This window comes from Rossellomorea oryzaecorticis, assembly GCF_045897515.1.
GTDB lineage: Bacteria > Bacillota > Bacilli > Bacillales > Bacillaceae_B > Rossellomorea > Rossellomorea enclensis.
Genome location: NZ_JBJOSA010000003.1, coordinates 17,513 through 33,638, shown reverse-complemented (window position 1 = coordinate 33,638; position 16,126 = coordinate 17,513). Strand labels below are relative to the sequence as shown.

The following is a 16,126-nucleotide window of genomic DNA, read 5'->3' as shown; positions in this document are numbered from 1 at the left end:
GAATATTCAAAACTATCATTTTCGACAAGAATATGACATTTCTTCTGAATCATGTCGAGCGACCCGTGGAGGATAAAATACCCAGAAGTAGAATGTATTAGGTAAGAAGATTCGCGGGAGGGTATGTATGAGAAAATACTTAGAAACTCTAATTGAACAATGCCGTTCGAAGTACCATCTGCAGCTATTATTTCCATCAAATCCATTTATCCTGGATATTCAATGTAAAGATCAGCGTTACACCATTTCCCTTTCAAGCAAGGCATGTATGATCGTGGAAGACAGTAACGGCCTTGAATCTCAGTTCTTGATTAAAGGAACTGAAGATATGATTGCCTGCCTGCTTAAAGGAAATGAGCTATTATCGCACATGGTTGATCAGGATCAGCTTGAAATAAAGGGAGGATACCGGCCGCTGCTATTCGTCGAATCGGTTTTATGGCTGACCAGGCCTGTGGTAAAGGAAACTGTGGAAATATAATGAAAACTGTAATCTTCTGAAAAAAACATTTGACATGTCTTTGAACGTGATGATAGAATCACCTTTGTAGAAAATTTTCTGAGACTTTTAACTCTTTAACTTAATATATTTAACTTACTCTTATTAAGAGTGGTGGAGGGACGTGCCCTATGAAGCCCGGCAACCGTCAATGCAAATTGAAATGGTGCCAATTCACTCAAAGCAGACGCTTTGAAAGATAAGAGAAAGGATAGTCATATGATTATGCCTTTCTGCTTATCAGCAGGAAGGTTTTTTTATTGCCCTTTTTTGAAGGGGCGCACGTTTAATAGGAGTATTAATTCTTATTAGAACGATCGTTTTACTCAAATGAAAGAAGGTGACCGACATCATGATTACCATCTCAGACGTGAAGAAAATATACCAATCGAAAGCAGGGCCGATTTCTGCAGTGGACGGAGTGAACCTTTCCGTTAAGGAAGGTGAAATATTCGGGGTGATCGGCTACAGCGGTGCCGGTAAAAGTACGCTGATCCGTATGCTGAATGGCCTCGAGGTACCGACAGAAGGGACTATCAACGTAGGCGGCCAAGCAGTATCTACAATAAAAGGTAAAAAGCTCAGGGAAGCAAGGCAGTCAATCGGAATGATATTTCAGCATTTCAATCTGCTGTGGTCACGGACTGTCATTGATAATATTCAATTTCCCTTGGAGATAGCAGGGGTTCCTAAAAAGGAAAGAGTTAATAGGGCAAACGAACTGCTGACGCTTGTCGGGCTTGAAGGAAGAGGGGATGCATACCCTGCGCAGCTGAGCGGCGGCCAGAAACAGCGTGTAGGCATCGCAAGGGCACTTGCGAACAACCCGAGAGTACTTCTGTGTGATGAAGCGACATCTGCACTTGATCCCCAGACAACCGATTCCATCCTTGATCTGCTTGTGGATATCAATAAACGCCTGGGATTGACCATCGTCCTGATCACGCATGAAATGCACGTCATCAAAAAAATCTGTCATCGTGTAGCCGTGATGGAAAATGGGAAGGTTGCCGAACTCGGGGATGTACTCGAAGTATTCCGTAATCCGCAGCAGCAGGTGACTAAACGGTTTGTGAAGGAAGTATCACAGGATCAGGATTCGGATGAAGTGATCGAACAGCTGATCAAAGAGTACCCGACAGGGAAGGTCTTGAAATTCACGTTCGTGGGTGAATCCACCGGGCAGCCGCTGATCACCTCGCTGATCAGAAAATTCGACCTTGAAGTGAATATCCTCCAGGGGCAGATATCACAGACCCAAAAAGGGGCTTACGGCACATTATTTGTCCATCTGGACGGAGAGGAATCTCAACTTAAGGAAGCTCTCACGTTTGCCGAAAGCCAGCTGGTGAAAGTGGAGGTGATGGCAGGATGATCGACACGATCTTTCCGAATGTCGATTGGGAAAAACTCTGGGAAGCAACACTTGAAACCCTTTATATGACAGGAATGTCCGTCCTTATCACGTTTGTATTGGGTATCATTCTCGGGATACTTCTATTTTTGACATCCAAAGAAAATCTATGGGAAAACAAGCTTACTTACACTATAACAAGCGCTGTCGTGAATGTATTCAGGTCGATCCCGTTCATCATCTTGATCGTGTTGTTGATCCCGTTCACGAAGTTCTTGCTTGATACGATCCGCGGTGCGAATGCAGCCCTGCCGGCGCTCATCATTGGGGCAGCCCCGTTTTACGCAAGAATGGTTGAAATCGCCCTGAGGGAAGTAAACAAAGGTGTAATTGAAGCAGCAAAGGCCATGGGCGCAAAGACAAGTACAATCATAATTAAAGTGCTCATCCCGGAATCGATGCCGGCCCTCATTTCAGGTATTACGGTGACGGCCATCGCCCTTGTCGGATATACCGCTATGGCAGGAGTCATAGGGGCAGGCGGTCTTGGGAACCTTGCCTATCTTGACGGTTTCCAGCGCAGCAGGGATGATGTCACTCTGGCATCTACGATCATGATCCTCGTGATCGTGTTCGGAATTCAATTCATTGGTGATTACTTTACAAAAAAATTAGATAAACGCTAAAAGGAGAGAACAACATGAAAAAATGGTTAGCAGGAGCAGTAGCAGCAGCAAGTATATTTGGATTGGCCGCTTGCGGAAATGATTCAGGAGCGGGGAGCGATGAAAAGGAATTGGTTGTGGGTGCTTCGAATGTACCGCACGCTGAAATCCTTGAACAGGTAAAGCCGATCCTTGAAGAGAAGGGAATCGATCTTCAAATCGAGACGTATCAGGATTATATCCTTCCTAACAAAGATCTTGATAACGGCGATATCGACGCCAACTATTTCCAGACGATCCCTTACATGGAACTTCAAATGAAGGATAATGAGGGTTATGATTTCGTCAATGCGGGCGGAATCCATATCGAGCCGATCGGAGTATACTCCAAGAAGTATAAATCTCTGGAAGACCTTCCGGACGGTGCAACAATTTTGATGAGTAACTCTGTTTCCGATCACGGACGCATCCTTAGCTTATTGGAGAAGAAAGGACTCATCACGCTGAAGGATGGCGTCGAAAATACAAAGGCTCAGCTTGAAGACATTAAGGATAACCCGAGAAACCTGAAATTCGATTACGAGTATGAAGCGGGTATGCTTCCTCAAATGTACGAAAATGAAGAAGGCGATGCCGTGGTCATCAACTCCAACTATGCCATCGATGCCGGCCTGAAGCCTCTGGAAGATTCAATCGCAATCGAAGATACTGATTCTCCATACGTAAATGTAATCACTGTCAACAAAGGCGACGAAGATAAGGAAGAAGTGAAAGAACTGGTTAAAGCTCTGCGCTCAAAAGAAATCCAGGATTTCATCAATGAAGAATGGGACGGAGCGGTTGTCCCAGTTTCAGAATAATACGTTTTGAGAAACCCGATGCTTCCATCGGGTTTCTTTTATGGATAAATTTCAGTCATAAACCATTCCTGATTGGCTCATACTATCTTCGATGAATCTAAAACGAAAATGGAGTTGAACAGGATGCAAATGGAACCAAGAAATACAACCGAAGCGGCACTTCATGACTATAAAATGGGACTCGGGATCTTCACGGAGAAAATGCCTGAGCTTGCAGAGCATTATAATACCTTCACAGAACACTGTTTCAGGGAGGGGGTCCTTTCTAAAAAAGAAAAGCAGCTGATTGCCCTTGGGATCAGTCTTTATTCACAGGATGAATACTGCATCATCTACCACACAAAGGGGTGCCTCGATGAAGGATGCACTGAACAGGAAATTCTTGAAGCTGTCGGGGTCACTGCGGCATTCGGCGGAGGGGCAGCAATGAGCCAGGCCGTCACCCTCGTACAGCAGTCCGTGCAGGAACTGAACCAGCTTAAACAATAACTCAGAAAGCGGAAGGACTCGGATCGGAGCCCTTCCGCTTTTTAGTTTCTTCTATTATATATAGGACTTTCGTTCAGGAGACGGGAAAGTAGATTGGCGTTCAGGGGTCATTGGTTTATTTTGTTCCGGCTGTATAAAGATAATCCGACAAGTTGCACGTAATTTTGAAAAGTGGAATGAAAATTAGATATTTGGATCGTATTTTTAAAATATGGAACGTAAAAGCAGGAAACTGGAACATAAATAAATAAAAATGGACATGGACTCACATCCGAAAATCCAGGCTGCCTGTCCATTTCTCCCCATCTCTTCAATGTAAGCGCTTCATCTTTATACAACCATCTGGATATTTACTAACTTACCTATCATTTGCCAGTATAGTGGCGGAATTTTGTGAAAACTTAATGATACCCTTCTGTAAAAATCTTCTGAATATGATTTTTAAGAAAAAATGAAGAAATTCGGGTTTTGTGTTCAGAAGGAGGGGGTAGTATAGTTATGAATATAAAATTTGAAAGGAATGATTCATTATCGACTCTCTTGAGGGTTTGTCGTACACAAGTGAAATGGAAAAGGCGATGCATAGTGCCCATGGAATTGGATACGAGGTGTACAAACGAAAGCATGCAGTGAGGATGCAAGTAGAGAAGCAAAGAGAGCAGGATTACAAGGAAAGCCGAAGAATGATTGCCGCACTTGATAGAAAAGTGCATGCTAATATATAATAGATGCAAAGGAAAACCAGTGTTGTTTCAGACACTGGTTTTTTTCATTAATGCGGTATAAAGTACTGCGGATAATACATGATTATGCTTTATTTCATTGCAATCATTAATAAAAACATATAAATGGTCAGGCATGTAACCAGCCGAGGAGACACGTGCTGCCCTCGGAAAGCGAACTCTTGCAAGGAAATCGAATGAGGGGAATGAAATACAACAGCATCATGTAATTTCTTCCTTTTTATATAAGAAGAAACCCGGACAGGCTCCTTCACGGCAGGGCCTACATTTTTCTGATTGTTTAAGCACACAATAGAGAAGGATTTTCGGGCAGGATAACATGGTCGGCAGGCTCTGAAAAAGTTGATTATACCTTTTATTTGTTATAAGATTGTAATGATAATAAATTGAGAATGAGTAAGGGAGTAACCCTTACATTCATTTTATAAAGTCACGGAGGTATTTACACATGGCAGGTTCTACTTTAACAATTAAAGATCTTCATGTTGAGATTGAAGGAAAGGAAATCCTGAAAGGGGTTAACCTTGAAATTAAGGGTGGAGAAATCCACGCAGTAATGGGACCGAATGGTACAGGTAAATCTACTTTATCTTCTGCTATCATGGGTCACCCTAAGTATGAAGTAACAAAAGGAAGCATCACGTTTGACGGCGAAGATGTCCTTGAAATGGAAGTAGACGGGCGTGCGCGTGTAGGTCTATTCCTTGCTATGCAATACCCAAGTGAGATCAGCGGTGTTACAAACGCGGACTTCCTTCGCTCTGCAATCAACAGCCGACGCGAAGAAGGCGATGAGATTTCACTAATGAAGTTCATCCGTAAAATGGACTCTGAAATGGAATACCTTGAAATGGATCCTGATATGGCACAGCGTTACTTGAATGAAGGTTTCTCCGGCGGTGAGAAGAAGCGTAATGAAATCCTTCAGTTGATGATGCTTCAGCCTAAGATCGCAATCCTTGACGAAATCGATTCAGGACTTGATATCGATGCTCTGAAAGTTGTATCTAAAGGAATCAACAAAATGCGTGGAGAAGATTTCGGCTGCTTGATCATCACTCACTATCAGCGTCTTCTTAACTACATTACACCAGATCACGTTCACGTTATGATGCAGGGCCGCGTCGTGAAATCAGGCGGTGCAGAACTTGCTCAGCGCCTTGAAGCGGAAGGTTATGACTGGATCAAGGAAGAACTCGGAATCAAAGACGAAACTGTCGGCCAAGAAGCGTAAGTGTTAGGGGGATAATAATGACTGTAGAAACGAAACTATCAGTAGATCAGGACTATGTCAGCTCCTACTCGAAGCAGCTTGGGGAGCCGGAATGGCTGACGAACCTTCGTACAGATGCGTTCAACAAGATGAAAGACCTCAGCCTGCCGGTTGCAGATAAGACGAAAATCACGAACTGGAATTTCACTTCATTCAAGAAGCATGCAGTTGACAGTGAATCGTTCTCATCATTGAATGAGCTGCCTGAAGAAGCAAAGGCACTAGTTGACTTAGAAAGCAAAGATCAAAGTTTATATATTCAAAGAAATAATACGCCTGCTTTCCTTTCATTATCCAGTGAATTGAAAGACAAAGGTGTCATTTTCACCGATATCTTCACTGCGGTGAAAGAGCACAGCGACCTTGTTCAAAAGTATTTCATGACAGAAGGCGTGAAAACAGATGAGCACAAGCTTACGGCTCTTCATGCTGCATTGATGAACGGTGGAGCGTTCCTTTACATTCCTAAGAATGTGGAACTGGTTGATCCGATTCAAGCGGTTTATGTTCACGATGATGCTGAAGTTGCGATGTTCAACCACGTATTGGTTGTGGCGGAAGACAACAGTTCAGTGACATATGTAGAGAACTATATTTCTACTGCTGACGTTGAAGACGGTGTCTACAATATCGTGACGGAAGTTGTAGCTAAAAACAACGCCAAGGTGGCATACGGTGCAGTGGACAATCTTGCAAGCGGACTGACGACTTATGTGAACCGCCGCGGTGTTGCAGCAAGGGACGCCCGCATTGAATGGGCCCTCGGCCTGATGAACGACGGTGACACCGTTTCTGAAAACGTAACGAACCTGATCGGAGACGGTTCTTATGCTGATACGAAAACGGTTGTTGTCGGAAGAGGAAAACAGAAGCAAAACTTCACGACGAAGGTTGTTCACTTCGGTAAAAACTCTGAAGGTTACATCCTTAAGCATGGTGTCATGAAAGATGAAGCTTCTTCAATCTTTAACGGTATCGGTAAAATCGAACACGGTGCATCCAAGTCGAATGCAGAGCAGGAATCACGCGTATTGATGCTGAGCGAAAAAGCTCGCGGAGATGCCAACCCGATTCTTCTGATCGATGAAGATGATGTAACAGCAGGACACGCAGCTTCGGTTGGCCGCGTCGATCCGCTGCAGCTATACTATCTGATGAGCCGCGGTATTCCTCAGAAGGAAGCGGAGCGTCTGGTCATTCACGGATTCCTGGCTCCTGTAGTGAATCAATTGCCGATTGAAGGAGTCAAGAAGCAGCTTGTTGAGGTAATTGAAAGGAAAGTAAACTAATGGATGTAAAAGAGATTCGTAAGCATTTTCCGATTCTCGACCAGGAAGTCAATGGACAACCGCTAGTTTACTTGGACAGCGCTGCGACTTCACAAAAACCGATTTCCGTCATTGAAGCAGTCAATGATTATTATAGAGGCTATAATTCGAATGTTCACCGCGGTGTTCACACGCTTGGTACAAGAGCGACGGATGGCTACGAAGGAGCCCGTGAAAAGGTTCGCAAGTTCATCAACGCCCCGTCAACCCAGGAAGTGATATTCACGCGCGGGACGACAACGTCGATCAATACAATTGCATCGAGCTACGGACGTGCCAATCTAAGTGAAGGCGATGAAATCGTCATCACCCATATGGAACACCACAGCAATATCATCCCGTGGCAGCAGCTTGCCAAGGAAACCGGTGCAGTATTGAAATATGTCCCTCTTCAAGAGGATGGGACGATCACCCTTGAGGATGTGAAAGAAACGGTTACTTCTCAAACGAAGATCGTTTCGATCATGATGGTATCGAACGTACTCGGTACGATGAATCCAATCAAGGAAATCACGAAAATCGCACATGAAAACGGTGCGGTCATGGTCGTTGACGGGGCACAGGCTGCTCCTCATATGAAGATCGATGTGCAGGATCTGGATTGTGATTTCTTCGCCTTCTCAGCTCATAAAATGGTCGGGCCAACCGGTATTGGTGTCCTTTATGGGAAGAAGAAACATCTGAACAAGATGGAACCGGTCGATTTCGGTGGAGAAATGATCGATTTCGTGGGCCTTCAGGAATCCACGTGGAAAGAGCTTCCGTGGAAGTTCGAAGGCGGTACGCCGATCATTGCAGGCGCAATCGGCCTTGGTGCGGCGATTGATTTCCTGGAGGATATCGGACTCGACAATATCGAGGCATACGAGCATAAACTTGCCGCATATGCCCTCGATAAGATGAATAGTGTTGAAGGAATAACCATTTACGGTCCGAAAGATCCCGGTCAGCGTGCCGGACTTGTGACATTCAACATTGATGATGTCCATCCGCATGACTTGGCGACTGTATTGGATGCAGACGGAATCGCTGTCCGTGCAGGCCACCATTGTGCACAGCCGCTGATGAAGTGGCTGAATGTGTCGGCAACTGCCCGTGCCAGCTTCTACCTGTACAACACAGAAGAAGATATTGATAAACTTGTAGCAGGCCTAGTGAAGACAAAGGAGTTTTTCAGCGATGTCTTTTAATAACTTAGATCAGCTGTACAGACAGGTCATCATGGACCATTATAAAAATCCCCGCAATAAAGGGGCGCTTGAAGATGGAAGCTTTACGATCGATATGAATAATCCGACCTGCGGCGACCGCATCCACTTGACATTGAAGGTGGAGGATGGAATCGTCCAGGATGCGAAATTCGACGGTGAAGGATGCTCCATTTCAATGGCTTCGGCCTCCATGATGACGCAAATCGTAAAAGGTAAAGAAATCGAAGAGGCCCTTAAGCTTTCAAAGATTTTTTCTGATATGATGCAAGGGAACGAATATGATGAAGATGTGGATTTAGGAGATATTGAAGCACTTCAGGGAGTCGCTAAATTCCCGGCCCGCATTAAATGTGCAACACTGGCGTGGAAAGCGATGGAAAAAGGAGTGAAAGAAGAAGAGCAGGAGTAAGCTCTTCTTCGGTACTCTATCAAAGAATGGAGGAATCAACATGGCTAAGAAAATGCCTGAGATCGGGGATTATAAATACGGATTCAGCGATAAAGACGTATCAATTTTCCGTTCAAAACGTGGTTTGACGCGTGAGATTGTAGAAGAAATCTCCCGCATGAAGGAAGAGCCTCAATGGATGCTTGATTTCCGTTTGAAGTCACTTGACCATTTTTATAATATGTCAATGCCGCAATGGGGCGGCAACTTACAAGAACTGAACTTCGATGACATTACGTACTACGTTAAGCCTTCTGAGAAGTCAGAGCGAAGCTGGGATGAAGTACCTGAGGAAATAAAGCAGACGTTTGATAAATTGGGTATTCCAGAAGCTGAGCAAAAGTATCTTGCAGGGGTATCTGCCCAGTATGAATCTGAGGTTGTTTACCACAACATGCAGGAAGATCTTGAAAATATGGGAATCGTCTTCAAGGATACAGATTCCGCACTGAAAGAAAACGAAGACATTTTCCGTGAGCACTGGGCAAAAGTCATCCCTCCGACGGATAACAAATTTGCTGCACTGAACTCAGCGGTATGGTCAGGCGGATCGTTCATCTATGTTCCTAAAGGTGTGAAGGTAGATACACCGCTTCAAGCGTACTTCCGCATCAACTCCGAGAACATGGGTCAGTTCGAACGTACACTGATCATCGTAGATGAAGGCGCAAGCGTACACTATGTAGAGGGTTGTACGGCTCCGGTTTATACAACGAATTCCCTTCACTCGGCAGTTGTTGAAATCATCATCAAAAAAGATGCGTACTGCCGTTACACAACGATTCAAAACTGGGCGAACAACGTATTCAACCTGGTAACGAAGCGTGCTGTGTGCGAAGCGAACGCAACTATGGAGTGGGTAGACGGAAACATCGGATCTAAACTGACGATGAAATATCCGGCTGTCATCCTTAAAGGAGAAGGCGCCCGAGGTATGACACTTTCCATCGCGCTTGCAGGTAAAGGTCAGCACCAGGATGCAGGGGCTAAGATGATTCACTTGGCACCGAACACTTCTTCAACAATTGTATCGAAGTCGATCTCCAAGCACGGCGGTAAAGTAACATACCGCGGAATCGTCCACTTCGGACGCAAAGCGGAAGGGGCACGCTCGAACATCGAGTGCGACACGCTGATCATGGATAATCAGTCCACTTCCGATACGATCCCTTACAACGAAATCCTGAACGATAACATTTCGCTTGAGCACGAAGCGAAAGTATCGAAGGTATCAGAAGAACAATTATTCTATCTGATGAGCCGCGGAGTTTCAGAGGAAGAAGCAACAGAAATGATCGTAATGGGCTTCATCGAGCCATTCACGAAAGAACTTCCAATGGAATACGCAGTTGAAATGAACCGCCTGATCAAGTTCGAGATGGAAGGTTCAATCGGATAAACTATATATGTAACGATACCACCCCCTTGCTGCTGTTTATGCGGCCAGGGGGTTTTTCTTTTTCAGAAGGCAGTTTTCGGTTGTTGCTTTTTTGTTACATGGCTTGCAGACTGAATATTGCTTGGGGAGGTGCTCTTTTCGAACTCAAGTTTAAACAACAGAGGGCAGGACAAGCCGGAATTACACAGGTTCCGGTATTTTCATATGTACAAAGCAAGTTTATTGTCTGATTAATGCTTTGTTGGTGTTGGATCCGATCATATTTGGGTGCAGCACTTTGTTAGAGGGCCATTAATAGAGTAATTATGAGGATGACGGCAGCTGTAGTTGGAAATTAATTGGTTATTCTTTCGATATTCGGTGATAATCTTTGAAATTTGGTCGATAATCTTTTAAATTCTCCTATATTCTTCGAATTTAGCTGATTATTCTTTCGATTTTGTGAATAATTCCGTCAATTGTTAAATATATCCAAAATAGTAGCGTGTCTTTGGAAGACTGGTGTTACTACAGGGACAGGTCCCCTTCTTTCATAAGCCTTTCACAAAAGCCGGAAGACGCTGCATCTGTTTATTTCAGACTGTTAAGGGGAAGTGATTGTATATTGAAAGATTGTTTTCGAAAATAGTTCCAATCACTACGAATCCACATATTTCTTATGATAAAATGAAAAACAAACTGAAAGAAGTTCATCACTGTAAAAGAAGGTGAATACGGATGATTTATATTGGAGTGACCGGCTGGGGAGATCATGATACGTTGTATGATCACGTTTCCCCGCGGGATAAGCTGAAAGAATATGGTGCACACTTTCCGGTTGTGGAAGTGGATGCGAGTTTCTATGCCATCCAGCCGATACGCAATGCCGAGAAGTGGGTGAGGGAGACGCCCGAAGATTTTAAATTTATAGTAAAGGCATATCAGGGAATGACCGGGCATCAGCGCGGTGATATCCCTTTTGAAACGAAAGAGGAGATGTTCCGTGCATTCAGGGATTCCCTTACTCCGTATCTTGAAGCTGAAAAACTGGCGATGGTTCTTCTGCAGTTTCCTCCTTGGTTTGACTGCAACCGGGACAATGTCGCCTACATCAGATACTGTAAAGAACAACTCGACGATCTGCCGCTGGCACTAGAATTCCGCCATCAAAGCTGGTACTACCCTCAGTTCAAGGAAAAGACACTGGACTTCATGAAGGACCAAGGCTGGATTCACAGCGTCTGTGATGAACCGCAGGCAGGGGAAGGGTCAATTCCGAGAGTGACGGAGGCGACCCAGGAAGATGCCACGCTTATCCGGTTCCACGGACGCAACGTTCATGGATGGAATAAAACCGGAAGCGGTGATGAATGGCGTGAAGTCAGGTATTTATATCGGTACAATGAATCAGAATTAAAAGAGTGGATTCCCCATATCCATAAGCTTCATGAAGAGTCGAAGGATGTGTATATCCTTTTTAATAACAATTCCGGAGGGGACGCGGCGGACAATGCCAAGCAGCTGATTGACATGCTCGGAATAGAATATGAAGGGCTTGCACCGAAGCAGCTTGATTTATTCCAGGAGTAAGAAGAACCCGAGGATTGTTATTAAAATGAGAATTGGAGATGAAACACAGTGGAATGGATCGTATTGATAGGCATCGGTTTATTTGCAGGGACACTGGGCTCACTTGTCGGCCTTGGCGGAGGAGTCATCGTTGTTCCTGCATTGATTTATTTTGGTACATATACAGGCTTGCTTGATAATATCACCCCGCAGACTGCAGTGGGCACTTCGCTGCTGGTCATGATCTTCACGGGGCTTTCTTCAACCCTTTCCTATCTCAAGCATAAGACCGTCGATTATAAAAGCGGATTGATTTTCTTTGCTGGAGCAGGTCCGGGTTCGATCATCGGTGCTTGGGTGAACAAATATTTGAAAATGGAAGACTTCAATCTTTATTTTGGGATATTCATGATCGTGATGGCTGTCATCTTGATGGTCAGGGATAAACTGAAGCCAATTGAAACGTTTAAGAATGCTTCTTTTCAAAGGGAGTTCACCGATCCGTCAGGTAACACCTTTCATTACGGTTACCCGCCGGTGATCGGCGCGTTGATCGCACTCCTGGTGGGATTCACTTCAGGATTATTCGGGATCGGCGGGGGATCTTTAATGGTGCCTGCCATGATTTTGATCTTCCTGTTCCCGCCTCATGTAGCTGTGGCGACATCGATGTTCATGGTGTTTCTATCAGCGCTCGTCAGTTCGGGCACACATGTCGCCCTTGGGAATGTTAAGTGGCTGTATGCACTAGCGCTGATCCCGGGGGCTTGGTTCGGGGCGAAAATCGGCTCATTTGTGAACACCAAACTGGAATCCAAGGTCCTTGTGAGAGTGCTGCGGATCATTTTGATACTTATAGGATTACGTTTGATTTATCAGAGCATAACGGGATAACCTCCATCGGGAGAGTGAGAGTAACATGAAAGAAACTATTCATATCTACCATACGAATGACCTTCACAGTCATTTTGAACATTGGTCAAGGATAAGGGATTTTTTGAAAAAAAGAAAAGAATGGCATGTCACCGAAGGAGAAGAGGTATTTCTCTTCGATATCGGAGATCATGCAGACCGCTGGCATCCTTATTCGGAAGCTACATTGGGAAAGGGAAATGTCGGCCTTCTCAATGAAGCGGGGTACGATGCCGTCACGATCGGGAATAATGAAGGGATCACCCTCGATTACGAGGATTTGGAAAGCCTGTATAAAAACGCTGAATTTGATGTGATTGTCGGGAATCTGTTAAGCAGGGACAATAAGGTTCCCCACTGGGTGAAAACTCATCATATCTATGAAACGAGTTCGGGGTTGAAGGTTGCAGTCCTCGGACTGACCGCTTACTTCCTTCCTTTTTACAAGGCACTTGGCTGGAATATCACCCCTCCGCTTGAGGAGCTCAAAAAGCAGGTGGAGCTCGTGAAAGATGAAGCTGATGTGCTTGTGCTCCTGTCGCATCTTGGAATCAGGGACGATGAACTCATCGCCTCATCCTTCCCTGAGATTGATGTAGTTTTAGGCGCTCACACCCATCATATCCTGCATGAAGGGAAAGAAATAAATGGGGTGATGCTCGGGGCTGCAGGGAAGTTCGGTCATTATGTCGGCCATATGATGATTGAAGTGGATCCCGATAAAAAAACAGTGCTGTCCAAGAAAGCGCGTCTATACGCACACGAAGACCTGCCGAAGTCAGTTAATGAAGAGGAAGAAATGGTGCAATGGTACAGAGAGGGAGAACATTTACTGGAGACAGAAGTAGCCCATTTACAGGAACCTTTGCAAGCTGAATGGTTTAAACCATCACCGCTTCCAGGACTTTTGTGCGATGCCCTGAAAGAATGGTGCTCTGCGGATTGTTCCTTCCTGAATGCTGGACTTCTCATCGAGGGGTTGAATGAAGGGGCTGTGACGAAAAGGGATCTTCATCATATTCTCCCTCACCCGATCAACCCCTGCCTGATTGAACTGTCAGGAGCAGAATTGAAAGAGCTCATTAAAATGACCTTTAATGAAGAATGGCCGCATCTTCAGCTGAAAGGTCTCGGCTTCCGGGGGAAAATCATGGGTGAGTTCGTATACAGCGGGATTGCGTTTGAAGAAGAGAAACAAAAGATTTATATAAATGGGAGTGAAATCCTACCGAAGGAAACATATAAACTTGCCATCCCCGACATGTTTACATTCGGTCATTTTTTCCCAGACCTTGCGAGGCTGGATAAGAAATACTTCATGCCTGAGTTCCTGAGGGATGTCCTTGCCTGGAAATTAGGCGGGTGAATGGTTCACCGTTCTGCGGCTCCTCTCATACATATGAGTTGAGAGGAGTGATGCAGAATGATGAATCTTTCTCCAGTTACGATAGAAGGACATACCTTTTTAGCCATATCAGTGGAGCTGCCTAAAACCAACCTGCTCGTAGTCACGAGCGATAAGGGATATATCATGTGCGGTGCGCTGGATGTGGGACTGCTCAATGAAAAACTGAGTGACCGGGGAATCATTGCCGGCAGGGCGGTAGGGGTCAAAACGATTGATCAGCTTCTCGATGCACCGCTTGAATCAGTCACAATCGAAGCGGAAAACCGAGGAATCATTCCAGGTACCGTCGGCCGCGATGCGCTGTTGAAAATGTTATGATTTTGTTTGGATAAAGCTTCTGTGCCGGGTGCATGGGGGCTTTTTTGTGTTTTAGGGTCCGGCGGGAGACTTTTCATGGTGGAATTACGGCCGGGGGAGGGGTATTATCGGACATTGGAAAATTATATTATCAAAAACAGCCCGGTTATTATCAATAATCAGGATATATTATCAAAAACCAACCTTTTATTATCAAAAATAGAAATATATTATCAAAACCATTATGTTGCAGCGTTTAATACCCGTCACTGTATCATCCCGCGCCACCAACCATTATCTGCTCACCATCCACCCCAATCCACACTCCTCACCATCCATATTCACTACCCATAATCCACATTTCCTACCCGCTCCCCCGATAAGCCCCAAAACCAAATAGCTGCAATCTCCACCCTATAAACTCCATCCCAAAAATAATCCCCTTAATATTCTTTCATGAATATTTCCTGTTTTTTGCATAAATTCAGGTTGCAACGCCCTTTTTATCCTTTATAATGGAGGTACTAGTAAAAAATGTCGAAAATTGAAAGAATTACATAGGAGAATTCTATGAGGCTGATATCAACTAGGGCTTTGAGGCCTGGAATGGTTATGGCGACAACTGTATATAATGTAAGGGGTCATGCACTGATCCAGCAGAACGTGGCAATCACAGAGCGGATGATTCGCAGGCTGCAGGAGCTTAACATCAGGTATGTCTATATTGAAGATGCTTTATCCAACGGGATTAAAGTGACTGAATCCGTACCTGGAAAAGTCAGGCAGGAAGCGGTCGCCAATATAGAAAGTGTACTCAGCCGGATCAATGAGGCGAAGATGCCCAGGAGTTTGAATGTCATAGAGGAAAGTGCAAGACAGCTGAAGAGTATAATCGATGTTGTGTTGAAGGAAGTTAAAGGAAATGATGAGCTGCTGACTGTCCTTACAGACGTCTTTTCCTATGATTCCTACGTATTTCATCATTCATTCAATGTAACGTTATATACTTTATCAATCGGGATCGAACTGAATCTTTCCCAAAAACAGCTTGAAGAGCTCGGCATCGGTGCGATTCTTCATGATGTTGGAAAGATGCTTGTATCGGAAGAGGTTCTCATGAAGCCCGGCAGATTGACAGAAGAAGAATTCGTGGAAGTCCAGAAACATACCGAGCACGGTTTTGACATATTAAGAAAGCTGCAGACGATCTCCCTGCTGGTGGCCCACTGTGCATATCAGCATCATGAGAGGCTGGATGGATCGGGTTACCCCCGTGGGCTTAAGGGTGAGGACATCCATCCTTATGCCAAGATCATCGCAGTCGCTGATGTCTTTGATGCGATGACCTCCAACCGGGTGTACAGGGAAGCCATGCTCCCTCATGAAGCGCTCGAAATCCTTTACGCAGGTTCAGGTTCATTATTCGATCCGAATGTGATCGAAGCGTTCAGGAGATCGGTCGCGATTTATCCGAACGGGATGATCGTTGAATTGAATGATGAGAAAAAAGGGATTGTAACGAGTCAAAACAGAGGGGTGACAGACAGGCCGGTCATCCGCGTGATCGAAGAAAAAGGGGAAGAATTGTATGCTCCTTATGAATTGGACTTAAGCACGGAGCTTGATAAAGTCATCACAGGTTTTGATGTCGATTATGAGCCGTCACCTAGTAAAATTAAATAATTTTTTTGC

At 44.8% G+C, this 16,126-nt stretch carries 15 protein-coding genes and 1 riboswitch; all 15 genes read left to right on the top strand.

Annotation, left to right across the window (positions count from 1 at the left end):
- The first annotated feature begins 127 nt into the window (after positions 1–127).
- The 15 genes from ACKA06_RS04410 (at position 128) to ACKA06_RS04340 (ending at position 16,117) form a co-directional block, all read left to right on the top strand.
- Complete coding sequence (locus ACKA06_RS04410) at positions 128–481, top strand: hypothetical protein (RefSeq protein WP_032086507.1); 354 nt, start codon at positions 128–130, stop codon at positions 479–481.
- Between the two features lie 117 nt (positions 482–598).
- Positions 599–705, top strand: a riboswitch (SAM riboswitch).
- Positions 706–851: 146 nt separating this feature from the next.
- Entirely contained in the window at positions 852–1,874 is a 1,023-nt protein-coding gene (locus ACKA06_RS04405) for a methionine ABC transporter ATP-binding protein (protein WP_411159048.1), read from the top strand.
- Positions 1,871–2,539: a methionine ABC transporter permease gene (locus ACKA06_RS04400; RefSeq protein ID WP_032086505.1), complete on the top strand. Its 669-nt coding sequence runs from the start codon at positions 1,871–1,873 to the stop codon at positions 2,537–2,539. Before ACKA06_RS04405 ends, ACKA06_RS04400 begins: the two co-directional genes overlap by 4 nt.
- 14 nt (positions 2,540–2,553) lie before the next feature.
- Positions 2,554–3,378, top strand: coding sequence for a MetQ/NlpA family ABC transporter substrate-binding protein (locus ACKA06_RS04395; protein ID WP_032086504.1), 825 nt, complete (start codon positions 2,554–2,556; stop codon positions 3,376–3,378).
- 123 nt (positions 3,379–3,501) lie between these two features.
- Positions 3,502–3,867, top strand: coding sequence for a carboxymuconolactone decarboxylase family protein (locus tag ACKA06_RS04390; protein WP_032086503.1), 366 nt, complete (start codon positions 3,502–3,504; stop codon positions 3,865–3,867).
- Positions 3,868–5,058: 1,191 nt separating this feature from the next.
- The gene (gene sufC, locus ACKA06_RS04385; RefSeq protein WP_411159047.1) at positions 5,059–5,844 is read left to right on the top strand and encodes a Fe-S cluster assembly ATPase SufC; all 786 of its coding nucleotides are present in this window, start codon (positions 5,059–5,061) and stop codon (positions 5,842–5,844) included.
- 17 nt (positions 5,845–5,861) lie between these two features.
- Entirely contained in the window at positions 5,862–7,172 is a 1,311-nt protein-coding gene (gene sufD / locus ACKA06_RS04380; protein WP_032086501.1) for a Fe-S cluster assembly protein SufD, read from the top strand.
- A complete protein-coding gene (locus tag ACKA06_RS04375; RefSeq protein WP_411159046.1) occupies positions 7,172–8,401 on the top strand; it encodes a cysteine desulfurase in 1,230 nt (409 codons plus the stop codon). The genes sufD and ACKA06_RS04375 overlap by 1 nt, the downstream gene beginning before the upstream one ends.
- Positions 8,391–8,831, top strand: a complete 441-nt coding sequence (gene sufU, locus ACKA06_RS04370; RefSeq protein ID WP_032086499.1) for a Fe-S cluster assembly sulfur transfer protein SufU — start codon at positions 8,391–8,393, stop codon at positions 8,829–8,831. The genes ACKA06_RS04375 and sufU overlap by 11 nt, the downstream gene beginning before the upstream one ends.
- Positions 8,832–8,871: 40 nt before the next feature.
- Positions 8,872–10,269, top strand: a complete 1,398-nt coding sequence (gene sufB / locus ACKA06_RS04365) for a Fe-S cluster assembly protein SufB (RefSeq protein ID WP_032086498.1) — start codon at positions 8,872–8,874, stop codon at positions 10,267–10,269.
- Between the two features lie 717 nt (positions 10,270–10,986).
- The gene (locus ACKA06_RS04360) at positions 10,987–11,838 is read left to right on the top strand and encodes a DUF72 domain-containing protein (RefSeq protein ID WP_411159045.1); all 852 of its coding nucleotides are present in this window, start codon (positions 10,987–10,989) and stop codon (positions 11,836–11,838) included.
- Positions 11,839–11,886: 48 nt separating this feature from the next.
- On the top strand, positions 11,887–12,711 hold the full coding sequence (locus ACKA06_RS04355; protein WP_058299675.1) for a sulfite exporter TauE/SafE family protein: 825 nt from the start codon (positions 11,887–11,889) through the stop codon (positions 12,709–12,711).
- A 25-nt stretch (positions 12,712–12,736) separates the two neighbouring features.
- Positions 12,737–14,095: a bifunctional metallophosphatase/5'-nucleotidase gene (locus tag ACKA06_RS04350; protein ID WP_411159044.1), complete on the top strand. Its 1,359-nt coding sequence runs from the start codon at positions 12,737–12,739 to the stop codon at positions 14,093–14,095.
- Between the two features lie 57 nt (positions 14,096–14,152).
- Positions 14,153–14,455: a YunC family protein gene (locus ACKA06_RS04345; protein ID WP_032086489.1), complete on the top strand. Its 303-nt coding sequence runs from the start codon at positions 14,153–14,155 to the stop codon at positions 14,453–14,455.
- Positions 14,456–15,040: 585 nt separating this feature from the next.
- Positions 15,041–16,117, top strand: coding sequence for an HD-GYP domain-containing protein (locus ACKA06_RS04340; protein ID WP_318293575.1), 1,077 nt, complete (start codon positions 15,041–15,043; stop codon positions 16,115–16,117).
- The last annotated feature ends 9 nt before the right edge of the window (positions 16,118–16,126 follow it).